Here is a 26,748-nt window from a genome sequence, read left to right on the forward strand (position 1 = left end):
TAGCGACTAATATAAGCGTGCCGCCGGCACACGCCGGCGGCTGAATCAGCCGACTACTCCAACGCTCCTTCTTCTGGGCTGGTGGGCGTCGGGATACGGCTCACCACCCCGACGGCCGCGAAGACGAACACTGCGGCGAGTATGAAGGTGAGGTAGTAGCCGTCGGACAGGATAGAGACGGAGATGAACCCCGAGGCGAAGGCCCCTAGCATTGCCGCTATGCCGACGACTGCAGAGTACACGCCCAGGGCAGCCCCGGCGCCCTTGCTTTGGATTGTTGTGAACATCATCGTGTTGGCGGAGGTATAGTAGACCGCGAAGGCCACGCCACTTGCCAGAGGGTAGAAGACGAGGGCAGGGAACACAAAGTACGGGTCGCGGACGAAGAGGGCCGCCGCGCCGACCGCGAGGTACATCCATCCCCGGAGCATCAGCCCCTGTATCGACGTGGTGGTCAGGCTTCGCGAACTGACGTATTTCCCAGCGACCCTGAATGCCAACGTCTGGACCGCCAACCCTGCCAGAATCACCCCGAACACCTCTGCCTTGGACGATGTGAACAGGTACATGGCTGGGACGAAGGAGGTGTTGAAGAGGCCGCTTGAGATGTAGAAGAGGATGGTCGACATGTAGAACAGGGGACGGCTCCTCGTCAGCGTCGACCTGATTCCCCTGAAGGCACGCTCGAAGTCGGAGAGGGTAGGAATCGTAACAAAGAACACCGGATTCGTCAGGAGGCGGGTGAAGAAGCTCGGTCGCCTCCTCGCCAGGGTCTCCCTTTCCAGGACGAAAAGGGGCTCTTTGATCATCAGGAGGGCGAGGACCGCCGACACCAGCGATAAGGCGCCCATGGGAACGAAGAGAATGACGAGTTGGCTCGGAAGGGCCCCAGCCCAGATGGTCCCTACGACGTATCCTCCGACGTTGCCCACGCTTGAAATCATTGAGAGCTTCGCGAAGGCGTTCGCCCATCTGGTCTTCATCTCGGTCTCCATTATCAGGAGGTTCATGGGGGTCGCCGAAGCGAAGGAGACGAACGATATCATACCATAGATTGCGATCGTCCCACCAGCCGAGCCGACGAAATAGAAGGACGCCAGGAGCGCGGCTGTCAGGGAATAGCTCAGTGCCACCAGTGCCCTTCTCTTGTGGAGTCGGTCTATGGCCACCCCCCAGAAGAGCGCAGCCGGGATGCTTATCCCGTTGAAGACCGCAGAAGCCAGGCCGCCATAGATGGTGCCAAGGGTCTGGCCGTTGAGTTCCACGAGGTAGAGTAGCACCATCGTCCCCAGCGGACCCGTGGCGAAGGAGACAGGGAAGACGCTGTACAGCCACCTGTCGTGCTTGGCTTTCGGCTCCGCCATGCCCCTCCCCTCCCCGCTTCGGTTCATCTGTTTTGCACCGAAAGGACTGCGTGGAAGACTGAATTAGCGCCCGCGGGGGCCAAGCCCTGATGGCGCGTCCTCGCAGGCTCGTGGCGGTTTCAGTGCCCGACACGGTCCTTGAAGAAAAACAGTCCCCCAGGGAGAAGACGGCGAAGCTGGGCGTGATCGCGAGGGCTTGCGCGATATACGGAGTGGACGTCATCGAGGTATTCAGGGACCCCCGCGGCAGGGGAGAAGGGACCGAGATCCGCAGAATTTTGGAGTATCTCGAAACCCCGCAGTATCTCAGGAGGAGAATCTATCCCATAGACGAGTCGCTGAAATATGCCGGCATCCTTCCTCCTCTCAGGATCCCTTCGCACAAACCGAGGGTCCCGACCGGCTCCATCTCCGTAGGCGAAACGAGAGAAGGGGTCACCAACGCAGACGGAACGGTGGACATCGGGCTCGAGGCGCCCGCGAGGTTTCTAGGAGAAGCAGTCCCCGGAAGTAGGGTGACGGTCAGGATTTCATCGGTGACTCCCCTCGAGGCAAGGATGGCGAGGGCGGATGAAGTGGAGCAATACTGGGGGTACAGAGTGGAGACAGGGTCGCTGGGCCGGGTTACGTCAGACGACAGGTTTGACGTCAAGGTGGCGACTTCGAGGCTCGGCACGCCGCTGGGGGAGGCTCTGGGTCCGCTGAAAGGCGCTCTGGGACAAGCGAAGGGAGTGAAGCTAGTTTTCGGTTCGCCGTCGAGGGGACTACCCGACATCTTCGGGGCCGAGATGTCCAAGTTCGACTTCGTGGTCAACCTCTATCCGCGTCAGGAGGTGAAGACGGTGAGGACGGAAGAGGCAATCTTCGCTGGACTAGCCCTTCTGAGCATCCTTTCAGTCGGGAAAGCTTAAGTGCGAACCGCAAAACGGGCTTCCGGAAAGGAAGGTTTAGCGTGAGTTGGGTCATAGGAAGCATTCCGCGCCCCGTAGAGGTAGCCTTGCATACAGGCCTAGAGGACGCGCCAAGAGCTTCGTCCCCAGGGTAAGGACCTGGCCTAAGGTCGAGGGAGACAAGCCGACCCTCTTAGGATTCCCGGGATACAAGGCCGGGACCGCCCACGTCATAACCGTGGATGACAGGGCGAAGACCCCCAACTTCGGCAAGCCCCTGTTCAACGTCTCGAGCGTCCTCGCGCTCCCCGACGCCCAGGTGGTCGGGTTGAGGCTCTACAGGCATGAAAATGGAGCTGACCGGGCGATAGCGGACGTAAAACAGGCCGGCCAGACTGCAGACAAGATTCCCCTGGACCGGGCCAACAAGGTCGCCGCGGTTGTCTCGTCTGTCCCCAACGACGTTGGGCTTTCCCAGAAGAAGCCCGTGGTAATGGAAGTGGGCGTGTCCGGCGGGGACCTGAAGGCGCAAGCCGAGTTCGTCCTCTCTTTGATGGGGAAGAAGGTGAAGTTCACAGATGCTTTCAAGGCGGGGATGTACGTGGACGTCCTCGGGATCACGAAGGGGAAAGGCTACGAGGGCCCCATAACCAGGTTCGGAGTCAAGAGGAAGCAGCACAAGTCCAGGAAGACCGTCAGGGCGGTGGGGGTGATAGGCCCATGGCACCCAGCGGCCGTGATGTACACTATCGCGAGGGCAGGCCAGATGGGGTTCCACCAAAGGACGGAGTCGGGCAAGAGGATTCTTCTCGTCGGGGACGCCTCGACGAGTCCCATTACCCCTGAGGGGGGTTTCGGGCACTTCGGGGTCGTGAGCGGAGACTACGCGGTAGTGAGAGGTTCGGTGCCTGGACCTGCGAGCAGGTTCGTGATGGTAAGGATGAGGGCAAGAGGGTTCACTAGGAACCAGAACCCGCCTCAGGTCATAGAAGCCAGCACCATGGCGAGGAAGCCATGAAGACCGAAGTCGTTGGCCTGAACGGGAAGCCGTCCGGCGAGGTCGAGATACCCGGGGTCTTCGCCACAGTGCTGAGGCCCGACCTGGTGAAGCGGATGTTCTGGCTCGTAGGCTCGCACGCCCTGCAACCGAAGGGGAGGGATCCCCTTGCTGGGGAGAGGACCACGGCAGAGACGCACAGTCCTCCTACAGGGACAGGGCGCTCCAGGATACCACGGGTGAAGGGAGACAGATATTCGAAGGGTGGACTGGCCGCAGGAGTGGCCAGCGTCGTGAAGGGGAGGCTCCCCCATCCTCCGAGGTCGGAGAAGGTCATCCACCTGGGAGCCAACAGGAAGGAGAACCGCCTGGCGACAGAGTCGGCGATAGCCTATACTGCTAACATTGATGCGGTGAGGGCAAGGGGCCATAAGGTGCCGAAGCTTTCGCTCCCGTTGGTCATAGCAGACGACGTTGAGACGGTGGAGAAGACTGGGGAACTAGTGTCGTTCCTCGAAAAGGTCGACCTGAAGGCTGAGCTTGAGAGAGTCGACAGGAGCACGAAGCGGAACACGGGGAAGAGGCGGCTCAGGGGGAGGGCGTACCGGACCGGGGTCGGTCCCTTGATAGTGGTCACGAACGACAGAGGGGTCGGAAAGGCAGCTGGAGGCATCCCCGGGGTCAGAGTGACGAGGGTCGACAGCCTGAGCGTCCTGGACCTCGCGCCCGGAGGGGTTCCAGGGAGGCTGACCTTGTGGACCGAGTCGGCGCTCGGGGCCCTGCAGTCGAGGACGAAGGGGGCGGCTTCCTAGTTGAGGCTGGAAGACGCGCAGAAGATTTTGAAGAGGCCGTATGTCACAGAAAGGACGTTCGACCAGATCGAGCGAGAGAACAAACTCTGTTTCATTGTAGAGGACAAAGTGACCAAGGTACAGATTGCTAACGCGGTGCAGGCACTCTACGAGGTCGAGGTCGAGGCCGTCAACACCTCCAGGACTATAAGAGGGAAAAAGGCGTTCGTGAGGCTCACTGAAACTGGAAAGGCCGCCGAGCTGGCGACGAAGATGGGGCTGGTGTAGAGCATGGGGAAGAGGATCCTACAGAGAAGGCGTGGAAAGGCAGGAATACAGTTCAGGGCTCCAAGCAGAGGGAAAGTGGCCCCCGTCAGGTATCCAAGGGCCGATTCCGACAGGTCGGCGACCGTCACCGCGATACTCGACGAGAGGGGAAGGAGCGCGCCCCTGGCCCAGTTGAAGGTCGGCCGGGACAAGTACACCTACCTCCCGGCGGTGGCGGGGATGTCGGTCGGTCAGCAGGTCTCCTTGGGGAACGTGGCAGCTGTGCACGAAGGGAACGTAATGCCTCTTTCAAAGATTCCCGAGGGGACGCGGATATGCAACGTGGAACTGAGGCCCGGAGACGGAGGGAAGCTGGTAAGAGCGTCCGGGGCATCGGCGGTCCTGTTCTCCAAGGCGGGAGGGAGAGCCATCCTAAAGCTGCCTTCGGGGAAGAACATCCAGATTCACGACACGTGCAGGGCGACCATAGGAGAGGTGGCCGGAGGCGGGAGGAAGGAGAAGCCATTCCTGACAGCTGGCGCGAGACACCACGCCATGAGAGCCGCAGGGCGTGTCTACCCGCGGATGAGGGGCATTGCGATGGCAGTAGTCTATCACCCATTCGGAGGCGGCAGGCACCAGCATCCGGGGAAGTCGACCAGTACATCAAGAAACGCTCCTCCTGGCAGGAAGGTAGGATTAATAGCGCCGAGGAAGACGGGAAGGAAGAGGTTGGCCAGAACCAGCATGGAGATATCGTAGATGCCCAAGGAGTTCAGGTACAGGGGGAAGTCGATGGAAGAACTCAACGCAATGTCTACCGAGGCCCTTCTCGAGCTTCTGCCGTCCAGGGCCAGGCGCTCCCTCAACAGGGGAGTGTCCGAAGAGAAGAGAAAGCTGCTGGAAGACGCCCGGGCCCTGAAGGATGGGAAGACGGAAGGACAGATCAAGACCCATGCGAGGGACATGATAGTACTACCGACCATGGTCGGGCTCACCATCGCCGTACACAACGGGCGGGAGTTCGTCCCGCTCGAGGTGAAGCCGGAGATGATCGGGAGGTACCTTGGGGAGTACGTGATCACCAACAAGAAGGTCGTGCACGGCACCCCCGGAATCGGCGCGAGCCGGTCAAGCCTCTACGTGCCTTTGAAGTGAGTTGTTCGACCCTGCGTCCTTTGTCAGGGTCGCTGCATTCGGGATAGTCTACGCAGGCATCGAGTACAGATATGTGAACAAATACGAGCGGGAACTGGTCGCCGCTGCGGACGGGGAGGTCGAGAAGCCGGTCCTGTGGGTCATGCTCCCGTACCACCTGTATCTCCTCCTCCCGCTGTTCGTCATCGTATCATACACTCCGTCGCTTACGGCCTGGGCTGGGAACGTGTTCTTCCTGGCGGGGCTGGAGGACATGACCTACTTCGCCTGGAGGAGGACCCTAGTCTCGAAGAGTGACTGGACCACAAAGCTGATGGGGAGCATCAGGGTCGGGCCGATGGAAATCCCCCTATGGTGGCCCCTCGTAGCCGTGGTCGCAGCCGCACTATTCTGGGTCAGGATATAGCTACCTGACATCGGTCTGGGACTGGTCCCTGAGGAAGTTGAGAAGATAGAATGGGCTTCCCATCCCCTTCCCAGTCACGCCGCTCGCCTTCCACCCCGTGAATGACTGTGCGCCGGGCCATGCCCCGGTGGTCGACCCGCCACTCCTGTTGGCGTAAGTGACGCCGAAGCCGATGGTGCCGAAGAACCTCTTGATTTCCCTGGGGTCCCTTGAGAATATCCCTGCCGTGAGGCCGTAGTCGGTGGCGTTCGCCCTGGACAAAGCCTCGTCGAGTGAACTGAACCCGTTCACTACTACGAATGGGACGAATAGTTCGTCCCTGACCAGCCTGCTGTCTTCGGGGACGTCAGCCACGACCGTGGGGGAGACGTAAAACCCCTTGGAGGCGTCCAAGACCCGGCCGCCGGCCACAGCTCTTCCTCCCAACTGTTTCGCATCCTCAACCGCCTTCCTGAAGGTCTCGACCGCCTTGGCGTTGATGACGGGGCCCATGAAGGTCTGTTTCTCCCGCGGGTCACCCACCACGACCTTCTCTACCCGCTCCTTCAGCACCTCGATGAACTTGTCCTTCACCTCTTTTTGGACATATACCCTAGAAGTGGCGCTGCACTTCTGCCCGCCGTAACCGAAAGCCGCCCGGACGGTTCCCTCCACCGCCCTGGAGATATCTGCCTTCGCCGTCACTATGGTCGGGTTCTTGCTCCCCATTTCGAGAAGAATCGGCTTCGGGTAGGGTTGCTCAGAATGGAAGCGCCTGAAAAGTCTCATCCCGACTTCCCTGGAGCCTGTGAAAGCTATACCGTCGACGTCCGGGCTAGTGACGAACTCGTCCTCGAACGCACCGCCCGGGCCGGTGACGAAGTTCACAGCGCCTTCGGAGACCCCGGCGTCCACGTACAACTGGTAGAGCATCAACCCGGTGAGCGGCGCCTCACTGGTCGGCTTGAGGACGACCGAGTTGCCGGTGATTAGGGCCCCCATTGCCATCCCGTTGGCAAGCATGAAAGGAAAGTTGAACGGGGAGATGACGGGCCAGACCCCGAAGGGCTTCAGGACGTCGAGATTCCGCTCCCCAGGGCCGCCAGGTCCCATCTTGATGCAGTACCCCTTTTCCCTCCGCATGACCCCGACGTAGTATCTTACCGCGTCCATTGCTTCCCAGCACTCGGCGAGGGCCTCGAGCCTGTTCTTCCCCACCTCGTATGTTATGGCGGCTGCGATGTCGAACTTTCTCTCGTCGATTAGCTTGGCGTACCTCTCCATGACCCTGACCCTCTCCTGCCAGGGTTTCGAACTCCAGGTCGCGAACCCCTTCCTGGCCGCCTCGATGGAGGCCTTCGCGTGCTCTCTGGTCCCCACCTGGAACCTGCCGACGACTATGGAAGTATCGATGGGGCTCCGGTGCTCGAACTCCCCGGCAGCCGACCAGACCTCCTTTCCCCCGATATACATCGGGTGTCTCTCTCCGAGGTGCGGCTCGAGGCGCCCGAGGGCCGACTCGTACCTGGGGTCAAGGCTCTCGTCTGCGAAGAGCGTTACGTAGGTGACCTTTCTGGCGGACTTCTTTGAGGAGGAACCTTTTGGCATGAAAACAGGCGTCGGTACCCCCGCTAAAATCTTGTCGCCTAACCTTCTCTCACAAGGTGCTGGTGGACCAGCTGGACCCCGAAGACGTTCGAGTATTCCCTGGCGAAGTGGGCCTTGACATCGTCCAGGGGGATTGGGTGCCCGAGGATCTTCTGCATCGAAGTCATGGTCGAGGGGTCGAGGCCACAAGGCCTGATGAGTTCGAAAAACCCGAGCTCGGTGTTGACGTTCAGCGCGAAGCCGTGGTAGGTCACCCAGTCCGTGACCGCCACCCCTATGGACGCCAGCTTCTTTCCTTCGACCCAGATACCCGGATGGCCCTCCACCCTCTCGCCGACGATCCCATAGTCTCGGACGGTGTCGATGACTGACTGCTCGATGTTGCGGACGTGCCTCCGGACATCGTGGTCCGCGAGGAGGACTATGGGATATCCCACGAGCTGGCCCGGGCCGTGATAGGTCGCGTCCCCGCCCCTTTCGACCTGGAAGACAGGGATGCTCTGGGGCTTGATGTTGGTCGGAGATGTCTTGCGACCGAGGGTTATGACATGAGGGTGCTCCACCAGGACGAGGGAGTCTGGTATCTCCCCCCTGGCTCGTTTCGCAGCGAGTTCCCTTTGAAGCTCTAGGGCCCCGCCGTACTCCATCCTCTCGAAGTCGAGGAGGTATCCGTTCATGACCTGAGCTGATGTATCGGATGGCCAGCCGCGGACTCGGACGCCTCCATTATCGCCTCTGGGAGGGTCGGGTGGGGGTGGATGGTCAGGGCGATGTCTTCGACGGTCGCCCCCATTTCGATGGCGAGGGCAGCTTCACTTATCAGGTTCGACGCCTCGGGGCCCACGATCTGGACTCCCAGCACGAGCCCGTCCTGCTCGTTGGAGACTATCTTCACGAAGCCTTCGGGTTCTCCGGCTGACAGCGCCCTTCCAAGGGCAGCGAATTGGAACCTGCTCTTCCTGACCTGATAGCCCGCCTCGACGGCCTTGGCTTCTGTCAGCCCCGCGCTGGCGACTTCTGGGTCGCAGAAGACCGCGTCAGGGACCACCTTCCAGTCCGCTGCCGAAGGGAGCCCCGCTATGCACTCGGCCGCCACGACCCCTTCCTTGGACGCCTTGTGGGCGAGGAGTGGTGGTCCCCTCACATCTCCGATAGCATAGACCCCCGGGACGTTGGTCTGCATCTTTTCGTTGGTAAGCACATACCCCCTGGAGTCGGTCTGTACCCCTATGGCCTGGAGGTTCAGCTTCTCTGTCCTAGGCTTTCGACCAACGCTCACCAGAATCCTGTCGGCAGTGGCGCTCTGCTTCCCTTCTGGGGACTCTATCTCTACTTCGGCCTCTCCTCCTTTCTTCACGATGCGTGACACCTTGGACTTCAGATGGATCTTCACCCCTTTCGACTCGAGCTTCCTGTGGACTACCCTGACCACTTCTGGGTCGCTCCCCGGGAGCAGCTGGTCCATTATCTCGACGATGGTGATGGCGCTCCCAAGTTTCTGGAACATCGAAGCGAACTCCAGGCCGATGGCACCTCCTCCTACTATCATGAGTCGGCCCGGGGCCCCTTTTAGTTCGAGGCCCTCCTTCGAACTTATGACCAGGTCGCCGTCGAATTCCAAGCCGGGGAGGCTCGATGACCTCGTCCCGGTCGCTATCACGAGATTCCTGAAGGCGACATCCTCCTTTCCCTTCGCCGTCGTTACCACAAGCCTCCCGGCGGCCGCGACCTCCGCCTCTCCGGTCAAGACGGTGGCGTGGTACCCCCTGAGGAGGCCCTCCACCCCGCTCACGAGCCTGGAGACCACCTCCCCCTTCCACTTCTGCATCTGGACGAAGTCCACGGAGATGCCTGACGACTTCACCCCGAACCTCTCGGCGTCCTTCACCCTGTCGACCAGCTTCGCGACGGTGATGAGCGACTTCGATGGAATGCACCCGTAGTTCAGACACTCCCCGCCCAGCCTGTCTGCTTCCACCACTACCGTCTTCAGTCCCAGCTGGGCGGCGCGGATGGCACAGACGTAACCCCCTGGTCCGCCGCCTATGATTGCGACATCTGCTTCGATCATGAGGACTCTGACGTCGCGACGTGCTATCGGCTTAAACGTTGCTGGTCCGTACCGGCTAGAGCACTTCGGCCAGGAGCTTCTTGGTGTCCTGGATGGTGTCTATGACCTTGGACGTGAACCTGGCGGCGTAGGCGCCGTCCATAACCCTGTGGTCGAAAGAGAGCGAGAGGTAGGTAGTGTCCCTCACTTCGATCTTCCCGTCACGGACCACCGGCCTCTTTGCAATCTTGTGGAGCCCGAGTATGGCGACCTCAGGGATGTTGATGATCGGGGTGGCGAAGAGCCCTCCTATGGCCCCGACGTTGGTTATAGTGAAGGTCGAGCCTCTGACCTCGTCCAGGGAGAGCTGGCCGCTCCTCGCCCTCTCCGAGAGATTCGAGATCTCTCCAGCCAACTCGAAGATGTCTTTCCTATCGACGTCCCTGACCACGGGGACGACAAGCCCCTGCTCGGTGTCGGTCGCTATCCCGATGTTGTAGTACTTCTTCAGGACGATGTTGCCTGCCTGCTCGTCCAGGGACGAGTTTGCGTAGGGGAATCCCTTGAGGGCCGGGACCAGCGCTTTGATGAAGAACGGAAGGAACGTCAGGTGGACTCCCCTCTTTTCCGCGCTCCCCCTGAAGGCGTCCCGCAGCTGGACGAGCTCGGTCATGTCTGCCTCGTCCACGTGGGTAACCTGGGCGGTTGTCCGGAGGGACTTTGACATCCGATCGGCGATGGTCCTCCTCAGTCCCCGTAGCGGGACCATCTCCTCCCTCGGGCCCGCCTTGACCGCCGACGGAGGCATGGGGACTGTCATGGTTGCTGTCACAGAGCCCGACGCTGACCGCTTCACATCCTCATCTGTGACCCTTCCTGCGGGTCCCGAACCGTGGAGAGCCGAGATGTCCACCCCGAGCTCTCTGGCGAGCCTGCGAGTCGCCGGGGAGGCGATGACCTGACCAGCAGAGACGAGAGGCGGAACAGCACCCTGGGCGGGTACCTGTTGAGGCTGACGGGGCTGAACGGTTGGAGCGGCCACGATCGGACCCGACTCTCCGTCGTCAATCACCATTATCGTCTGGCCGACCTTGGCGACGTCGCCCTCTTTCACAAGCAGCTTCGTGACCTTTCCGCCACGCGGGGACGGAATCTGGACGTTCACCTTGTCTGTCATGACCTCCACTATCGGCTGGTCCTCCTTGACCTGATCCCCTTCCTTCGTCATCCACTTCAGTATCTCCCCTTCGGTAATCCCTTCTCCCAGGTCTGGCAGCTTGAACTCCATTGAGGAGCGCGGCCCTCTGGAGGGTTAAAAACTCTGCATGCTTGCGATGGGGAGCCTAGTACCTGACTAGCTCGAGCGCAGCCTTCGCTATCCCTTCCTTGCTGGGAATGTAGTAGTCCTCGAGCTTCGCGAGTGGTATTGGTATGTCGAAGCCAGTCATCCTCCTGATGGGCGCCCTCAGGTAGTCCAATGCCCTCTCCGCCACTGTGGCCGCGACCTCGGCCCCGACACCGGCAGTCCGGGGCGCTTCGTGGACGACCACCAATCTGCCGGTCTTCCTGACCGAGCCAAGGACGGTGTTGAAGTCTATCGGAGAGACAGTCCGGAGGTCAACCACCTCGGCAGACACTGACTGCTCCGCCTGGAGCTCCTCCGCTGCCTGCGTAGTCGGGATCATCATCGCGCCGTAGGAGACGAGGGTGACGTCACGCCCCTCCCTCGTGACCTTCGCCTTCCCTATGGGGATCATGTACTCCTCTTCAGGGACCTCGGCCTTGGGAGAGTCGTAGATCTTCTTGGGTTCCATGAAGACGACCGGGTCGGGATCTACCAGGGCTGACGCGAGCAGCCCCTTGGCGTCATAAGGGGTCGAGGGGACGACCACCTTGAGGCCTGGAGTGTGCACGAAGTAGGCTTCGGGTGACTCGGAGTGAAGCTCGGGGGGCCTTATCCCCGCCCCGTAGGGGAACCTGATCACCCCTCTGGCTGCGAACCTTCCTCGGGTCCTGTTCCTCATCCTGGCGATGTGACTGAAGATCTGATCGAATGCCGGGAACGTGAAGCCGTCGAACTGGAACTCGGCCACGGGGACCAGGCCTCCGAGAGAGAGCCCGACGAAGATTCCGGCGATGCCCAGCTCGGCGAGCGGGGTGTCGAAGACTCTGTCGGGCCCGAACTCGTCGTAGAGCCCTCGGGTCACCTGGAAGACGCCTCCGTTCTTCGCTACGTCTTCTCCGAAGATCACCACCCTCTTGTCACGTTGCATCCCCTCTCTCAGGGCCATGTTTACCGCGTTCCTGATGTTGACCCCCTGCCTCCCTCCTGTGGCAGTCGGCTCAGGGGCGGATTCTACGGGCCTTGGCTCCGTGCCGAAACGCTCGGACTTCTCGGCGACGAGGGCCTGGGTGAGCGCAGAAAAGGTGTAGTCGAAGATCGTCGACGGCTCAGAGGGCGGGGTGTTGCGGTAGGCGGCGATGGCGTCGCTCAACCTCGCCTGTGCGGACTCGGCCACCACTTCCTTCGACCTGTCGTCCAGGAGCCCCCTGGACCTGAGGTACTTTTCGAACCTGACGATGGGGCCCCGCTTCTCCCAGTCCACGACCTCGTCAGGGGCCTTCAGCTTGTTGGAGACCAGCTCCGCGGTTGTGTGCGGCCCCATCCTGTATGTGGAGTATTCGATGAGCGTCGGGCCGCCTCCCCGGCGCGCCTTGTCGACAGCGTACTTCGTGGCCTCGTACGAAGCGATGGCGTCGTTCCCGTCGACTAGTATCCCCTCGAACCCATAGGCGACAGCCTTCTGGGCTATGGTCTTCGAAGCGGTCTGGGCGCTTCTCTTCACGGATAGGGCCCACTGGTTGTTCTCGACTCCGAAGACTACAGGGAGCTTGTTGACCCCTGCGAAGTTCAGGGCCTCGTGGAAGTCTGCCTTCGACGTTCCGCCGTCTCCGGTCACCACGTAAGCCACCGACTTCTCTCCTTCGAGGCGCTTAGCCATGGCCAGCCCTGCTGCATGTGGGAGCTGCGTCGCGACCGGGACCGCGAGAGGAAGCATGTTCAGGTTTTCGGGTATCTGCATCCCTCTTTCATCTCCCCCCCAGTACAGGAGGAGTTTGAGCGCAGGCATGCCGAATGCGAGCATCCCTGCCGAGTCCCTGTACATCGGGACGTACCAGTCCTGTTTTTCGAGCGCGTTCACAGGTCCGACCTGCGCTGCCTCCTGCCCCTTCCCCGGCGCGTAGGTCCCAATCTCTCTCAGCGTGGAGAGGTTGGTCGCCTTGTCGTCGAAAAGCCTCCCGAAGACGAGCTGCTCGTACATTCTCTTCAGGGTCTCGGATGAAAGGTTGGGGTCCTTCCCTCTGATGGTGCCGTCTGGCGTCAGCCTCTGGAACAGGAAGTCCTTGGCGTCTGTGAATCTGAAGTCCGCCTCGCTGAAAATCCTAGGGACGGCGTCAGTCCCCGCGCTCTTCAGAGAGTCTGCTTCTGTCAAGCGTGACTTTCGGCCGCGGCGCCCATATAAGATTGGTGTCCCTTCCGGTCCTTTTCGACCGCTCTTCTGACGAAGAGTTCGCCGGCCCGGTAACTGCTCCTCACAAGAGGGCCTGACGCGACATAAAGGAACCCCAGCCCCTCCCCAATGGACCTGTAGCGCTCGAACCTGTCTGGGGGAACGTACTCCTCCACCCTGACGTGCCTCGCTGACGGCCTGAGATACTGACCTACGGTGAGGAAATCGACCCCTGCCAACCTCAGGTGCGTCATGGCCTGAGCCACCTCCTCCTCAGACTCCCCCAGCCCCACCATGACGGACGACTTCGTGAAGACGCGGGGGTCGAGTTTCTTTACGTTCCTCAGGACGGAGAGGGATTGCCAGTAGGTCGCCCGTGGGTCCCTCACCTTGCCCGTGAGAGTCATTGTCGTTTCGATGTTATGGGCGATTACGTCAGGCCGTGCTTCGACCACTTTCCTCAGGTCTTGCAAGTCCCCCTGAAAGTCAGGAATCAGGACCTCGACTAGGGTCCGTGGATTCTTCTCTTTCACAAGCCTGATGGTCCTGGCGAAGTGAGAAGCACCTCCGTCAGGCAGGTCGTCCCTGTCGACGGACGTGAGAACAACGTAGGTCAGCCCCATCTGCGACAAGGCAAACGCTACGTTCTCTGGCTCTAACGCGTCGATTACCCCCTGAGGCTTCCCGGGCGTGACCATGCAGAACCTGCAGGCGCGAGAGCAGACGTCCCCCATCAGCATGAGGGTGGCGGTCCCGCCCCCCCAGCACTCATGGATGTTTGGGCAGTGTGCCTCCTCGCAGACCGTGTGGAGGTTCAGGCGCTTGAAGAGTCCCTTGAGGTCCTGGTAGGTTTCCCCGCCCGGAGGCTCTATGGTGAGCCACCTGGGTTTCGGTTCGGCTAGCAAGTTCAGCGGCCCGCGAGGAGTTTCAGCCTGTCAAAATCCTTTGCGGAGAAGGTTCCCTCGCAGGCGCAACATCCTTCGACCTTGAAGCCAGGTTCAAGGTCCCCGTGAAGTAGACACATCATCTTGTTGAACCTGATGTAATCCAGGACCTCGGTCATCGATCGGAGGGCTTCCCGGAATTCCGGCTGGTCTCGGGAGAGTTCTTTCGCTATCTCGTCCGCTGCCTTCGCGACCGTCGAGTCAGCTTCGAGATTCACCATCATCCCTCTCGTCTTCCTGGCGTAGTTGCTCACCGAGGCTTGCGTGACGCCCAGGCGCCTCGCGACCATCTGCTGGGTCATCTGATAGTCATCCTGAAGTCTCCTCGCCACCATGGCTCTGAGGGCTGGTAGAGCGGACTTCGCCACGATTTCGTATGGACTTATCAGCCGGGACATCCAGTTTCAATAACGTATGTTATAGTCTGTTATATAAGCCAATTCTCCGTTGGGAACTCACTTTCTCCACCTCAATCTTTCCAAGGCTGTGAAGCACCGCAAACTTATTGGATGGGGGTCGGCGGTTTCATATTCCTTCTTGGGTTTAGGCGCTTTCATACCCCATGAGGTAGGTTGACCGATTGCAGGGTCAGAACGCTTTCCAGCTGCTTTCTCCGCCTCTGGTCGCGGCCTTGAAGGAGAGGGGATTTGATTCCCCCACAGAGCCCCAGGAGAAGCTGATCCCCATAGTGCGCGAGGGGAAGAATGCGCTCCTGATGGCCCCCACAGGGACGGGAAAGACCGAAGCTGCGCTCCTCCCAATACTGGACGCCCTGGTGAGGGAAGGAGAGTCGAGAGAGAAAGGGACGAAGCTCCTGTACATCACGCCCCTGCGGGCCCTCAACAGAGACATGCTGGACAGGATGCAATGGTGGTGCAAGCGCTTCGACATTAGGCTGGGGGTGAGGCACGGAGACAGTTCTCAGGCGGAGAGGACGAACCTGAGTTTCGCACCCCCGGACATCTTGATTACGACTCCCGAGACGCTACAGATACTCCTCGTCGGGAGAAGGCTCAGGCAGAACCTCTCGAAACTTCGATGGGTCGTTGTGGACGAGGTGCACGAACTCTCCGAGGACAAGAGAGGGAGCCAACTGAGCGTCGCGCTGGAGAGGCTGAGAGACGCCGCCGAAAAGGAGTTCCAGATGGTGGGGCTGTCAGCTACCGTGGGGTCTCCGGAGAAGGTGGCCCAGTTCCTCGTGGGGAGCGGACGGGCCTGCGAGATCGTCCGGGTCCCAGTAGAGAAGAGCCTTTCCCTGAGCGTGTCCTCCCCGAGGCCGACCGGAGACGACAAGGTCCTGGCCGACGCCATCTACTCCTTTCCCGAGGTGGCCGCCAGGCTGAGGACTGTGAGGGATCTGGTAGAGAAGTACCGCTCGGTGCTCGTCTTCACTAATACACGTTCTGAGGCCGAGGCACTGTCAAGCAGGTTCAGGGTTTGGGACCCAGGTTTCCCGATTGCCGTGCACCACAGCTCGCTGTCCAAGGCGACCAGGGAGGCCGTGGAGAAGAGCCTGAAGGAGGGGAAGCTCCTAGGGGTCATCTGCACCAGCAGCCTTGAGCTCGGCATCGACATAGGGTTCCTTGAGTACGTGGTCCAGTACAATTCTCCGAGGCAGGTGACCAGGCTGATTCAGAGGGTGGGGCGGAGCGGCCACAAAGTTGGCGAGGTGTCCAACGGCCTCGTCATCACACAGGACTCCGACGACACCTTAGAGGCAGCGGTCCTGTGCAGGAAGTCAGCCATGGGCGAGCTGGAGCCGCTCGAGCCCGTCTTCAACCCTTACGACGTGGCCATACACCAGGTGGCCGGACTGCTAATCGAACAGAGCAGCTGGAACTTCGACGACGTCATGGCGCTCTTGAAGCGGAGCTATGCCTACGAAGACCTCGACGCCGAGCGGCTCAGGAAGGTCCTGACTTACATGAGGGAGAGATATCCAAGGCTCGCCTATTACAGTGAGTCTGACGGCAAGGTGTTCAGGGCCAGGGATGTCAAGCCTCTCTTCCAGTACTACTTCGACAACCTGTCTATGATTCCCGATGAGAAACAGTACCTGGTCATCGAAGGGGACAACTTCGTCGGCACCCTCGACGAGGCGTTTGTATCAGAGTACGGAGAGGTGGGAGTCAAGTTCGTCGAGGCGGGGAAGTGCTGGAAGATAGAGCAAATCTACGGGAACAAGGTTTACGTGAAGTCGGAAGACGACCCCACGGGCGCCGTCCCCAACTGGGTCGGGGACGAGATCCCGGTCCCCAGAGAGGTGGCGGCGGAGGTCGGGGCCGTCAGGAGGAAATATGCCGAGGAACTGGAGAAGGGGACAGAGTCAGAGTATCTCGACGCGCTGGGGAAGTCCTACCCGGTCCCGAGGGAGTCGATGCAGGAAGCTCTCAAGGAGGTAGCGGAGCAACTCGAGGCAGGGCTGCCTGTACCATCGGAGAGGTTGTTGACGGTGGAGAAATGGGACAAGTACCTTGTCATCCAGGCTGCGTTCGGGCACAGGGTGAACAGGCTGCTGGCCAGGGTCCTAGGGTACCTGATCTCCGAAAGTGTGGGCCAGTCGGTCGCCGTCCACCAAGACCCTTACAGGATTGTGATAGAGGCGGACGTATCCCCATCCGTGGTCATGTCGATGCTCAAGGAGCTGCACAAGCTGGATCTGAAGGCGGCGACCGAGAAAGCGGTGGAGAGGAGCGGGATTTTCAAGAGGCGCCTGATACATGCGGGGAAGAAGTGTGGGGCGATCGCCAAGGACGCCGACTACGCCAGTGTCTCTATCTCGGGGATCGTAGAGGCGCTGAGGGACACCCCGGTCTACGAGGAGGCCATGAGCGTGATTTTCCATGACGACTTCGACCTCCCCGCGGCTACGGACGTGGTGGAGAAGATACGTACAGGAGCGATAGAGGTGAAGCTGGTCGCGTACGAAGGTCTCACGCCCATCGCCAGAATCGGCGTGGAAGAGATAAGCAGGCGAGGAGAGATAGTGTCGCCTGAAAGGCTCAGAGCGCTCCTGAACCAGTCCACCAGGGCAAGGATCAACGAGACTTTTCTCGTCGTGGTCTGCACCGCCTGCTGGAACTTCCTGGAGCTCAGGAAGGTGTCCGACCTTGAGGGGCTTGAGTCGTGCCCTTCCTGCGGGAAGAATTCGCTCGGGCTGTCGACGGACTCGTATGAGAACGTCTTTTCGCTCGCCATGAAAGCGCGTAGCAGGGCCGAGATGAGAGGCGCCAGAGAAAAAGTGGTGGAGGGGCTGAAGAAGTCGGCCGAACTAAGAAAGGAGTACGGCCATGGAGCCGACATGCTGATGGCCGGGAGGGGGATAAGGCTCTCTGACGCGACCGCCCTAGCCGCGAAGATGAGGAAGGAGGGCGCCAACGTCATCGAGCTCGTGATGGAAGGAGAGAGGGACGCGCTGCGTAGACGCTACTTCTTCGCTCCTTCCTGAGCTCGGGAGAGTATGAGGGTCATCAGGGTCCTTTCGTCCACCTCCGCGCGGGTCCTCCAGCCGATGTGGAGCATCCCCTTGTCATCCTGCTCCAGGTATCCCCTCTTCACGTACCTGTCCAGCGAGTAGTCGACACGCCATCGCGGGAACTTTTCCCTCAGGAACTGCTCTGCCTCCCGCCTCGCCGCCCTCCCGGACTTCGAGTTCACAAAGGCGATGGTGGCCGCCAGCACCGCCAGGTCGTCAATCCTGATGCCCGAAGTCTCCGCTTCGCTCACCGTCGGGGGCTCCTTGAACCTCAGTAGGAACCTGGTCGAGTCATCCGACCCATCGGGCCCCTTCACCTCGAAGACTTCCAGGCCCATTGGAGCCACGTCCTCAGACAGCACTTCGAGGATCTTGCGGTAGTCCTTCCCCAGGTGTCGCCTCACCTCCCACCCTTTGACGCCCGGGTTCCGTCCCCGCTGGAGTACCAGGACCTGGAATGCCCTCCTTACCTTCCTCTCCAGCAGCGCCCTGTCTCCCCGCTCTGACTCCATCAACCCTCACCTGTAATCGATATCGCCACGGACCTCGGAGTGCCTTTCGCCTTCTCCGCCAGGGCCATTGTCCAAATCTTTCCTGTGAGGGGCTCGGTCTTGAGGAGCGCCCTCCCCTCGGTTATCAGGAACGCCATCAGATAGGCCCTCCTCACGCGGTCCTCGAAGGCCTCTGCGCCTACGAAATCGCGGTAGTCAACCCACTCGCCGTTAGACTTCCGGGTAAGTTCGTCGTAGAGCCGTTCGAGGCCGACTTCGAACTCCTCCTTGGTGAAGACTCCAAGGCTGACCAGGTCGGAGTACTCCACCGTCCCCGGCCTCACCCCGTAGGTCCCGAACTGGTCCTTGAACCGCTCGGACAACGGCGTCAGCTCCCTCCAATAGACGAAAGCCCTCTCGAGGCCCCTGGGAGACAGCTGGTCCACCTGGGCGACAGGGTGCCAGCTCTTCACGAATGCGTCGGTAAGCGCCTCCTTCGGAAGGAGCTTCACCTTAAGCTGTATGAGGAGCGGGTCGATGAAGAGCGCCGAAGCGCGCGATTTCAGCCATTGGTCTTGGAGCTTGACGATCTGGGCAAGCTCGAGCATCGCCTGGGAGTCGACGAGGAGTTCGTCGAGTAACTTGAGTTCCGGGAGGCGCTGCTTCAGAAGGAGTATCTTCTCTCTGATATCGACATCGAAAGGGTTGGCGGAGCTGGTCTCAACTGACCTGCAGAGTTCAATCACCCTCAGATAGTCGTCGAGCTTTGTCTGGACCAGCTCACTTCAGCTCCTTGACCTCTGACGATCCGTGGACCGCTTGGACCGTGATCACGTGAGCGCTCCTGTCGAAGACTGTGAGGATGGATGGGGTAATCACTATGTACTGGGAGGCTTCCCTCTGTTTCATCTGGGAGAGTATCATCTTGAACATGGCCTCCCTGTTCCTGGGGTCCATGTGGATGTCGAACTCGTCCATGGCCCGCAGGGGCGAGACTATCCTAGCCTGCAGCGAAAGTATGAATGCCATCAGGGCCACGGACCTCTCGCCACCGCTCTGGGTGAAAGGGTCAAGAGTCGTGGGCGCGCCTCCTCGGAACCCCACATACAGGTCCAGGCCGGCCTCTTCTATAGCGTCCGCCTGTTCGAACTTTATGAAGCCGCTGGCGTCCGCGGCCGACAGGACCGCCTGGTATGACGGGTCTACGGCCTCCACCAGGTCCTCTATGGCCCTCTTCCAGACGTCCTTCCTCGACTCGAGCTCGGAAAGCATGACCTTCTTGTTCTCCTGCAGCTTAGCCAGCTTGACCTTCAGCTCTTCTATGTTCCCGGAGTAGTCGTTGTAGATCTTCTCCGCGTCGTCTGGGACGTCTTGCATCTTTTGGATGTGGGCCGAGACCAGCTTTAGCTCTTCAGAGACCTCGTATGGCTGCCGCGAGGTCTCCATCCTTGTTCCTGCCTTCTCTAGGTCTGGGGCTAGCTTGCCGAGCTCCTCCCTGTACTCCTTCGCGCTCCGCTCGAGGTCGCGGAGGTCAGACTCCATCACCCTTATCCTGTACGACAGGACTTCGGCTTTCACTCTGAACGAGACGAAGCTCTCGATGGTCCGCCCGATTAGCTCTTCTGTCCTAGTTATCTCCGGCTGCAGCGAAGAGACCTCTCTGTCCAACTCCCCCTTCCGGCGCTGGGCGTCCTCCTCAGCCGTCCGCCCCTTTTCCCCGATGTAGTCTGCCAGCTCCTTGAGCCTCTTTGTCCCTTTGTTTGAAGGGACAATGAGCACCTCATCTATGGCGCTGGAGAGACCCGTGAGGTCTTCCTTGATCGAGCGGTAGGTGTCCCGTGCCGATTCGTCTTTCGCTTTCTCCGACTCCGCCCTCACAAGGGCATAGTACAGCTTCCTGAGTTCGACCTGCTTGTCCAGAAGGGTCTGGTGTGTCTCCTCGGCGTCCCCGGCCACCTCCGCCTGCTGCGACTTCAGGTCCTCGAGGGCCCTCGTCTTGGAAAGGATCTTCTCCTCCGCTCCCTGCAGGGCCTTCGCCAACTTGGTCTCTGAGCTCCAGAGCAGCTCCTTGCTGAGGAGGTCTCTGTGCTCCAGTAGTCCCCTCTTCTCCTGATAGCGGTCGTACACCTGCTTCCAGTATTCGAGCGCCTGGTTGGCGTTGTCGATGAGCTGCAACAGAGAGCTCTCTTCCCCCACCAGCCCGCTCAGTTCCTGCTCGGCAAGGACTATCCTCTGCCTGTATTCTGAGAACCCCACCGCCTCCTCCACCATCCTCAGCCGCTCCTGGGGCGCGACGGCCCCCAGCTCCTCAATCATACCCTGGTGCATTATGATGAGGAGGTTGTCGGGATTGATACCGAACTCTCTCAACAGTCTGACGACCTCACTCTTGTCGATTTCCTTGTAGTCGGCTTCGAACCAGTATGACCCGTCCCGCCTGAGGTACCTGCTCAGCATGAACGTGTCTGACTTCGAGTAAGGAATCGGGCGTTGGCCGCTCTTGGGTGAGTTGTCAAAGATGAGGGATACCCTGGCTATGTCTTTCCCCCTCCTGATGAGGTCTGAGAGCTTCCTAGAGCGCTCGGTGTACGCCTGGCCGAATGCCACAGATATCGCGAGTAGGACCGAGGACTTCCCCGCCCCGTTAGGGCCTACGATGAGGTTGAGCCCTTCGCGGAGTGGTATACGGGCGTACTCATAACTCATGAAGTTCTCCAGGATTATCTCCTTGACCGTCGTGAGGTGCGAAGGCCTCTCCTGGGAGACTTCTCTTACGCTTCGCGACAAAACGCAGGCCGCACAATCCCTAGACGCTTTTAGACATTGCTGACAGGAGGGGGTGGAATCACTTTCGCGATACCCTCTCCTATCACACCTTAAATCGCCGGAAGCGTCTCAGAGGCTGATGTCAGCCCATTCATTCGAGGCGCTCGCCCCGGCTGTCAGGGGGCTCCTCGCTGAGACGGGGATCACCACTCCTACCCCTCCTCAGGCCCAGGCCTGGCCCCTGATATCCAGAGGAGAGGATGCCCTGGTGGTGGCGCCCACAGGCTCCGGGAAGACCGAAGCGGCCCTGCTCCCTCTTCTCAGCAGGATTGTCTCGGAGGGGCACGGGGAAGGCATCTCTTTGCTATACATCACCCCGATGCGGGCGCTGAACCGGGACATGCTGAAGCGGCTGCAATCGTGGTGCGCCAGGCTGGGACTCACTGTAGACATCAGGCACGGTGACACTCCCCAGGCGCAGCGTGCGAAGCAGTCGGCACACCCCCCCGACGTTTTGGTGACCACCCCTGAGACCCTTCAGGCTATCCTTCCAGGAAGAAGGATGAGGGAGAACCTATCTCATCTGAAGGGTGTAGTGGTCGATGAGCTGCACAACCTCGTCGAGAGCAAGCGCGGCGTACAGCTCTGCGTGGGGCTGCAGAGGCTCAGAAAGGTTGCCCCTGGTTATCAGCTGGTCGCCCTTTCCGCCACCGTGGGCACTCCCAAGGTAGCAGCAGAGTTCCTCTTCGGTGATGGGAAGAGGACCCTGGTCGAGGCCAAGGCGCCCAAGGAGTTCGCATATGCCATCGAATACCCTGTCCCAGACCCGTCCACTCAGGCAGCCGCCAAGGAGACATATTCAGCCCCCGATCTAGCCGCGAGGCTTTCGAAGATCAATTCGCTGATAGACGCCCACACTTCGACCTTGATCTTCGTCAACAGCAGGACCGTCGCAGAGATGCTGGGAGAGAAGCTGGCCCGCCTGAGGAAGGACATAGGAGTGCACCACGGTTCGCTTCCGAGGGAAGAGCGGGAGCGGGTCGAGCAGGCGTTCAAGGCCGGAGAGCTCAGAGCCCTAGTGTGCACGAGCACCCTGGAGCTCGGGATCGACGTCGGGTCGGTGGACCTGGTCGTCCAGTACATGTCTCCCAGGCAGGTGACCAGCTTAGTCCAGAGAGTGGGGAGAAGCGGCCATAAGCTGGGGAGGGTGTCGAAGGGGATTCTCGTGGCGGTGTCAGCTGACGACATATTGGAATCGTCAGCGAGCATAAACTCGGCGGCCAGGGGGGAAATCGAGCCCACGCGCCCTTACTCGAACTCGCTCGACGTCCTCGCGCACCAAATCGCGGGATATCTGATGGACTTCGAGACGATGGATGTGGACAGCATGCTGGCGGAGCTCAGGAAGGCGGAGCCTTTCGCGCGGCTCACCGAAGACGCGTTCATGCGCACGGCCGCCTATCTCGCGGAGCTCAGGAAACTGAGGCTCGACGGAAGAATCCTGTCTAGGACGCGTCTGACCAGGGAGTACTATTACGAGAACCTGTCCATGATACCTGACGAGACGAGGTATCTCGTGGTCGACGTATCCACCAACCAGACCGTGGGCATCCTTGGCGAGGAGTTCGTCCTCCTGAGGGCGAAGGCGGGCATTCATTTCGTGATCAAGGGGAAGGTGTGGCAGGTGGAGCAGATAGCCGACGACAGAAAGATCTACGTCACCCCGGTGGAGGACCCCTTGGCCGCCGTCCCTGGTTGGGACGGAGAGATGCTCCCCATCCCCTATGAGCTGGCTTTGCAGACGGGGAAGCTCAGGCGGGAGATCTCCGCTGCTTTGGACTCCGGGCCCGAAGCGATAGAAAGCCTGGGAAGGCTGATCCCCGGGGACAGCGCAGCGAGGGCCATGGTGATTGACGAGATAGCGGAACACAAGAAGATGGGTGCGCCCGTCCCTTCGGACAGGCTCGTACTCTTCGAGGGGTTCGGCCGATACCTGATAGTACACCTGTGTTTCGGCGAGTCGGTCAACAGGACTTTCGCCTACGTCTTCGAAGAGATCCTTTCGAGGAGGGGCCTGGTGAGGGTGTGGTGGCTCGACGGCTACCGGCTGCTCATGGAGCTTACGGCAGACACCGAGGATCTGGACCTCGGTGCGATGGCGAAGGAACTGATGGGGCTGACACCGGACGAGCTCGAAAAGACCTATGCCGTCGCCGCCCAGAGGAACTTCCCCTTCCCAGCCAGGGTGAAGTTCGTCGCCGAGAGGTTCGGCGCCCTCAAGCGCGGGAAGCTGATCGCCCACCCGAACCTCTGCTCCCTCCCGACGAGGTTCGAGAAGACCCCGATCTTCGAGGAGGCCCTTCAGGAGACAGGCAGGGACCTGATAGACATGGGGAAAGGTAGGCAGATCTTGGTCGCCGTGGCGGCGGGGGAGGTGGCGGTCGAGACATTCCACGCCGGAGAGAGGCCAACCCCCATCGCATACGGCCTCCTTTACAGGTACCTGGAGGTGCCAGAGGCGGTCGCACCGGACTCCCTGGGGAAATCGTCGTACCAGCGGATGAAAGCAAGCATCTTCGGCACTGGGGTGAGCCTCCTATGTGTAAAGTGTGGGAGAGACCAAGAGGAGTCAACCGTCGGGGAGCTCCCGGAGGAACCCCGCTGCGCCGGCTGCGGGTCCGGGCTCCTAGTCCCCTGTTACTGGGGGACCGCTAAGCTGGCAGACTTGGTGAAGAGGCGGGAAGCGAAGTCACCCCTCACCGAAGAGGAACGCTCGGAGCTCTCCCGGGCGAGGAGGGGGGCAGACTTGGTGCTCTCTTATGGCAAGAAGGCCGTGGTGGCGCAGACCGTGTATGGGATAGGACCCCAGACCGCTTCAAGGATACTCGCTGAGATGCACGACGACGAGGAGGCGTTCTACAGGGACCTCCTAGAGGCGAAAATCCGCTTCGTAACGACGCGGCAGTACTGGGGGAGCTGAAAAAGCAATTAACGTGAGGCCGGGGGGCAAGACGGGTTGGTCCTAGCAGGGAAGGTCTTCCTCGTGAGGGAGAACTATGACATAGGCACCCTCACAGAGAAGCTGAAGTCGTTCAGGATAGAAACAGAGACGAGCGTCGAGGGGAAGGACTTCAAACTGGTGACGGAGATAACCGACCTCAGCGTGGGCAAGGAGACCCTGGAGGGGAAGTTCTCCTTCGACTCAGTGTTCGTCGTCCCCCACAGGGGGGAGCCCCTGCCCGTCCCGCGCACCTACGAAGCTCCTTTCACGTTCAACATGTATAATGACAGGATGTTCCTTGCGGTCTATGACAAGAAGAACAGGGCGAACAGCATCGCCAACGAGATGAGCAAAGCTGTGTTCATGAGTCTGGGCCAAATCGTGGAGGCCAGGATAGACCCGGAGACTCTGAGGAAGTTCCACGAAGCGAACTTCGAAGACACCAAGGTCATATTCTACTCGGATGTGGACCTACCGAACATTACCAAGTTGTCTCTATATGGAGCAGAGCTGGGCAACACGAGCCTCTATAGCGACTACCTGACCCACGGGAAACTCTGGTACATAGTGTTCAAGAGCAAGGCATACGGGTACGTGTTCGGGCTCACGCGAAACTGCATCCTGACGGGGTTCAGCAAGATGGAGCTGTCGGAGTTCAAGAACTTCCTGGACGGTCAGGTCCTCCCGCTGATCGCATAGTTTGCTGAAGATAATCCCCGGCGAGGCTGCGTTGGTCTTCTCGAAGGAAGATTCGAGGACACTCCTCATATCAGATCTGCACCTCGGGCTCGAGAAGGAGTTGGCGAAGAAGGGGTTCCGACTACCAGCCTACTCGGTGAGAATGGTGGAGAGGTTGAAGATAATCGCGGACGACCACGGGATCGAGCGGTTGGTGGTGCTCGGGGACGTGAAGCACACCGTGGGGAAGGTGGAAGACATCGACTGGGGGGTAGTCCCCTGGTTCTTCGACACCATGCTCGACCTGTTCGAGGCCGTTGAGGTTGTGCCGGGGAACCACGACGGCAACATCAGGACGGTCCTCCCACAGCGGATCCTGTTGCACCCGTCCCATGGGACGGTCATCGGGAGAGGCAGGGGGAGGATCGGGGTAGCCCATGGACATGCCTGGCCCTCGGAAGAGGCCATAGCGACGAGGAACTTGGTGATAGGGCACTCCCACTTTACCTATGAGATGCGCGACGCACTTGGCTCAAGGACAAGGGAATCCGTCTGGGTGACTGCGGAGTACGACGTGGCGGACCTGATGATGGGAGCCGGCTACGAATCGACGCTCGGTGGGAAAGGGAAGCTCATCGTGATGCCGCCCTTCAACAGGCTGGTGGGAGGACAGCCAATAAACAGAAACAGGTCGTTCGAATTCGGTCCCATCCTCTCTTCAAGGTCGTTGAGCCTTTCTCAGGCTGACATATTCTTGATGGACGGGACGCGTGTCACCTGAGGTTTAACCGCCGATGGCGCTCGTGATCAGTCGCTCGAGTGACGCTTCTCCGACCGCGCCGATGACCGCGTCCATGGGCTTCCCCTCCTTGAAGACCATGAAGGTCGGGATGGAGAAGACCTGGTATCGCGATGAGATGCTCATCTCATCGTCTACGTTCAGCTTCCCAAACGTGACCTTCCCAGAATACTTGGTGGCCAATTTCTCTACCACTGGCTCCATGATTTTGCACGGCCCACACCATGCAGCCCAATAGTCCACTAGGACGGGCGTGGGTCCCGACACAACCCTGTCGAAGTTCTCTTCCGTGAGCTTCATAATCCGGTCTGCATGACTATGCCCCTGCGACATATCAGATTCGCCTCAGCGGACCTTAGTGGATATTTAAAATTGGGGCCAGGTCGCAAAGATTTGACTTGACAGAAAGAACCGTCGAGAAGGTCGCAAGGAGGCTGTCAGCTGCAGAGCCGGCATCGGTCGGATTACGGCTTGCCGCCGTGTCGATGATCTTCCGCAACCCCAAACACCCCGAGGTGTTACTGATCAAAAGAGCCGAGAGGACTGGAGATCCCTGGTCGGGCCAAATAGCGTTCCCAGGGGGGAAGATGCAGTCGGGAGACGGCACCGCCAGGAACACCGCAGTCCGAGAGACCCTTGAAGAAATAGGAGTGGACCTCAACAGGTCGGCGAAGTTTCTTGGCTATGGTGAGCTGACCACCACTCATACCGGGACAATGGAAGTCGTCCCGTCCATTTTCCTCCTCAGAGACGAGGTCGCAGTCAGACCAAACAGCGAAGTGGCTTCGTTCCGCTGGATTGGCATCGACGAGATGCTGTCGCCGAAGTCGCGGTCAAGCCATAGCCTGGAGGTCGGCGGAAGGTCGGTAGACATGCCCGCAGTCCTCGTGGAAGACTATCTGATCTGGGGGCTGACACATCGGATCGTCATGTCAGTATTGAGCCCACCCTGAGGCCGCTCCTGATGTCAGCCCGGAAGGCGGGGGTTCAGTCCCGGGTTGTTTTCGCTTCAGCCGAAGCCCCTATCAGTCCTTGGAATATTCACGGATTTCCGTCAGTATCTTCGGGTTGTCTTGCAGGAACTCGGCCAAACGCTCGAACATCCGCAGGGTGCTTGGATGGACGTGGTGCTCTATCCCCTCGGTGTCAACGTAAGCTGTCGTGTCATCCACGCCCAGCATGGAGATCAAGGTCGAAATGACCTCGTGCCTCTTGATGACCGAGCGCGCGACCTTCTCTCCGGAGGATGTGAGTCTCATCCCCCTGTACCTCTTGTGCTCGAGAAACCCCTTGTCAGCTAAGCTCTTTATCATGTTTGAGACGGTAGGCGGCTTTACTGCGAGTCTATCGGAGATGTCGGCAGCGCTGACGTAGCCTTTCTCTTCGTTGAGGTTGTAGATTGCCTCCAGGTAGTCCTCGACGCGCGAAATATCCCTTCTCGATTGGGTGAGCGCGGCCATGCTCACTGGTGCGAACCCCCGCCATCTGATAAAAGGGTTCCGAGCGCCGCAGGTTTGGGGACCGAGTGTTCTAAGACTGACAAACCTATGTTTTGTCTATCTAACTTATATA

The 26,748-nt window shown here is 60.0% G+C and carries 25 protein-coding genes; 12 read left to right on the plus strand and 13 right to left on the minus strand.

Going from position 1 to position 26,748, the window contains the following annotated elements; translation table 11 throughout:
* Window positions 1-53: 53 nt before the first annotated feature.
* Window positions 54-1,364: a hypothetical protein gene (locus JRN21_07935; protein ID MDG6989236.1), complete on the minus strand. Its 1,311-nt coding sequence runs from the start codon at window positions 1,362-1,364 to the stop codon at window positions 54-56.
* 89 nt (window positions 1,365-1,453) lie between these two features.
* Here JRN21_07935 and JRN21_07940 point away from each other — a divergent pair, with 89 nt between their 5' ends.
* Genes JRN21_07940 through JRN21_07970 form a run of 7 tightly spaced genes read left to right on the plus strand, consistent with a single transcriptional unit; the run spans window position 1,454 to window position 5,873 of the window.
* On the plus strand, window positions 1,454-2,275 hold the full coding sequence (locus JRN21_07940; GenBank protein ID MDG6989237.1) for a methylase: 822 nt from the start codon (window positions 1,454-1,456) through the stop codon (window positions 2,273-2,275).
* A gap of 46 nt (window positions 2,276-2,321) precedes the next feature.
* Complete coding sequence (gene rplC / locus JRN21_07945) at window positions 2,322-3,272, plus strand: 50S ribosomal protein L3 (protein MDG6989238.1); 951 nt, start codon at window positions 2,322-2,324, stop codon at window positions 3,270-3,272.
* Complete coding sequence (locus JRN21_07950; protein ID MDG6989239.1) at window positions 3,269-4,063, plus strand: 50S ribosomal protein L4; 795 nt, start codon at window positions 3,269-3,271, stop codon at window positions 4,061-4,063. Before rplC ends, JRN21_07950 begins: the two co-directional genes overlap by 4 nt.
* Window positions 4,064-4,330 carry a 50S ribosomal protein L23 gene (locus JRN21_07955; protein ID MDG6989240.1) on the plus strand — a complete coding sequence of 89 codons (267 nt, stop codon included), beginning with the start codon at window positions 4,064-4,066 and terminating at the stop codon, window positions 4,328-4,330.
* Window positions 4,331-4,333: 3 nt separating this feature from the next.
* Entirely contained in the window at window positions 4,334-5,071 is a 738-nt protein-coding gene (locus JRN21_07960; protein MDG6989241.1) for a 50S ribosomal protein L2, read from the plus strand.
* Complete coding sequence (locus tag JRN21_07965; GenBank protein ID MDG6989242.1) at window positions 5,072-5,467, plus strand: 30S ribosomal protein S19; 396 nt, start codon at window positions 5,072-5,074, stop codon at window positions 5,465-5,467. It abuts the gene before it with no gap.
* Between the two features lies 1 nt (window position 5,468).
* Window positions 5,469-5,873, plus strand: coding sequence for a hypothetical protein (locus JRN21_07970; protein MDG6989243.1), 405 nt, complete (start codon window positions 5,469-5,471; stop codon window positions 5,871-5,873).
* On the opposite strand, the gene JRN21_07975 is transcribed toward JRN21_07970, so the two are convergent.
* From JRN21_07975 to JRN21_08005, 7 genes are read right to left on the minus strand one after another with little or no spacing between them, the layout of a single operon-like run.
* Window positions 5,874-7,460 carry an aldehyde dehydrogenase family protein gene (locus tag JRN21_07975; protein MDG6989244.1) on the minus strand — a complete coding sequence of 529 codons (1,587 nt, stop codon included), beginning with the start codon at window positions 7,458-7,460 and terminating at the stop codon, window positions 5,874-5,876.
* Between the two features lie 38 nt (window positions 7,461-7,498).
* The gene (lipB, locus tag JRN21_07980; GenBank protein ID MDG6989245.1) at window positions 7,499-8,137 is read right to left on the minus strand and encodes a lipoyl(octanoyl) transferase LipB; all 639 of its coding nucleotides are present in this window, start codon (window positions 8,135-8,137) and stop codon (window positions 7,499-7,501) included.
* The gene (lpdA, locus tag JRN21_07985; GenBank protein MDG6989246.1) at window positions 8,134-9,531 is read right to left on the minus strand and encodes a dihydrolipoyl dehydrogenase; all 1,398 of its coding nucleotides are present in this window, start codon (window positions 9,529-9,531) and stop codon (window positions 8,134-8,136) included. Before lpdA ends, lipB begins: the two co-directional genes overlap by 4 nt.
* Before the next feature lie 55 nt (window positions 9,532-9,586).
* Window positions 9,587-10,798 carry a 2-oxo acid dehydrogenase subunit E2 gene (locus JRN21_07990; protein MDG6989247.1) on the minus strand — a complete coding sequence of 404 codons (1,212 nt, stop codon included), beginning with the start codon at window positions 10,796-10,798 and terminating at the stop codon, window positions 9,587-9,589.
* Between the two features lie 55 nt (window positions 10,799-10,853).
* Window positions 10,854-13,004, minus strand: a complete 2,151-nt coding sequence (locus JRN21_07995; GenBank protein ID MDG6989248.1) for a pyruvate dehydrogenase (acetyl-transferring) E1 component subunit alpha — start codon at window positions 13,002-13,004, stop codon at window positions 10,854-10,856.
* On the minus strand, window positions 13,001-13,933 hold the full coding sequence (lipA, locus tag JRN21_08000; GenBank protein MDG6989249.1) for a lipoyl synthase: 933 nt from the start codon (window positions 13,931-13,933) through the stop codon (window positions 13,001-13,003). The genes JRN21_07995 and lipA overlap by 4 nt, the downstream gene beginning before the upstream one ends.
* The gene (locus tag JRN21_08005) at window positions 13,930-14,364 is read right to left on the minus strand and encodes a hypothetical protein (GenBank protein ID MDG6989250.1); all 435 of its coding nucleotides are present in this window, start codon (window positions 14,362-14,364) and stop codon (window positions 13,930-13,932) included. The genes lipA and JRN21_08005 overlap by 4 nt, the downstream gene beginning before the upstream one ends.
* A 182-nt stretch (window positions 14,365-14,546) precedes the next feature.
* Between JRN21_08005 and JRN21_08010 the strand changes: the two genes are divergently transcribed.
* Window positions 14,547-17,414 carry a DEAD/DEAH box helicase gene (locus JRN21_08010; GenBank protein MDG6989251.1) on the plus strand — a complete coding sequence of 956 codons (2,868 nt, stop codon included), beginning with the start codon at window positions 14,547-14,549 and terminating at the stop codon, window positions 17,412-17,414.
* On the opposite strand, the gene JRN21_08015 is transcribed toward JRN21_08010, so the two are convergent.
* The 3 genes from JRN21_08015 to JRN21_08025 are packed head-to-tail and all read right to left on the minus strand — an operon-like array spanning window position 17,393 to window position 20,719.
* A complete protein-coding gene (locus JRN21_08015; protein MDG6989252.1) occupies window positions 17,393-17,953 on the minus strand; it encodes a hypothetical protein in 561 nt (186 codons plus the stop codon). The genes JRN21_08010 and JRN21_08015 overlap by 22 nt on opposite strands.
* Window positions 17,953-18,678 (minus strand): hypothetical protein, encoded by a 726-nt coding sequence (locus tag JRN21_08020; GenBank protein ID MDG6989253.1) that lies wholly within the window; start codon window positions 18,676-18,678, stop codon window positions 17,953-17,955. Before JRN21_08020 ends, JRN21_08015 begins: the two co-directional genes overlap by 1 nt.
* A gap of 34 nt (window positions 18,679-18,712) precedes the next feature.
* A complete protein-coding gene (locus tag JRN21_08025) occupies window positions 18,713-20,719 on the minus strand; it encodes an AAA family ATPase (GenBank protein MDG6989254.1) in 2,007 nt (668 codons plus the stop codon).
* A 118-nt stretch (window positions 20,720-20,837) separates the two neighbouring features.
* Here JRN21_08025 and JRN21_08030 point away from each other — a divergent pair, with 118 nt between their 5' ends.
* Genes JRN21_08030 through JRN21_08040 form a run of 3 tightly spaced genes read left to right on the plus strand, consistent with a single transcriptional unit; the run spans window position 20,838 to window position 25,158 of the window.
* Window positions 20,838-23,678 carry a DEAD/DEAH box helicase gene (locus JRN21_08030; protein ID MDG6989255.1) on the plus strand — a complete coding sequence of 947 codons (2,841 nt, stop codon included), beginning with the start codon at window positions 20,838-20,840 and terminating at the stop codon, window positions 23,676-23,678.
* A gap of 36 nt (window positions 23,679-23,714) precedes the next feature.
* Window positions 23,715-24,398 (plus strand): hypothetical protein, encoded by a 684-nt coding sequence (locus tag JRN21_08035; protein MDG6989256.1) that lies wholly within the window; start codon window positions 23,715-23,717, stop codon window positions 24,396-24,398.
* Window position 24,399: 1 nt separating this feature from the next.
* Window positions 24,400-25,158, plus strand: coding sequence for a metallophosphoesterase family protein (locus JRN21_08040; protein MDG6989257.1), 759 nt, complete (start codon window positions 24,400-24,402; stop codon window positions 25,156-25,158).
* Window positions 25,159-25,161: 3 nt separating this feature from the next.
* On the opposite strand, the gene trxA is transcribed toward JRN21_08040, so the two are convergent.
* Window positions 25,162-25,509: a thioredoxin gene (trxA, locus tag JRN21_08045; GenBank protein MDG6989258.1), complete on the minus strand. Its 348-nt coding sequence runs from the start codon at window positions 25,507-25,509 to the stop codon at window positions 25,162-25,164.
* A gap of 65 nt (window positions 25,510-25,574) precedes the next feature.
* On the opposite strand from trxA, the gene JRN21_08050 reads away from it, so the two are divergent.
* A complete protein-coding gene (locus JRN21_08050; protein MDG6989259.1) occupies window positions 25,575-26,129 on the plus strand; it encodes a CoA pyrophosphatase in 555 nt (184 codons plus the stop codon).
* A 72-nt stretch (window positions 26,130-26,201) separates the two neighbouring features.
* Here JRN21_08050 and JRN21_08055 read toward each other — a convergent pair whose 3' ends face one another.
* Window positions 26,202-26,642 (minus strand): MarR family transcriptional regulator, encoded by a 441-nt coding sequence (locus JRN21_08055; protein ID MDG6989260.1) that lies wholly within the window; start codon window positions 26,640-26,642, stop codon window positions 26,202-26,204.
* Window positions 26,643-26,748: the final 106 nt, after the last annotated feature.

The sequence above is a fragment of the Nitrososphaerota archaeon genome, from assembly GCA_029785825.1.
GTDB lineage: Archaea > Thermoproteota > Nitrososphaeria > Nitrososphaerales > Gagatemarchaeaceae > UBA183.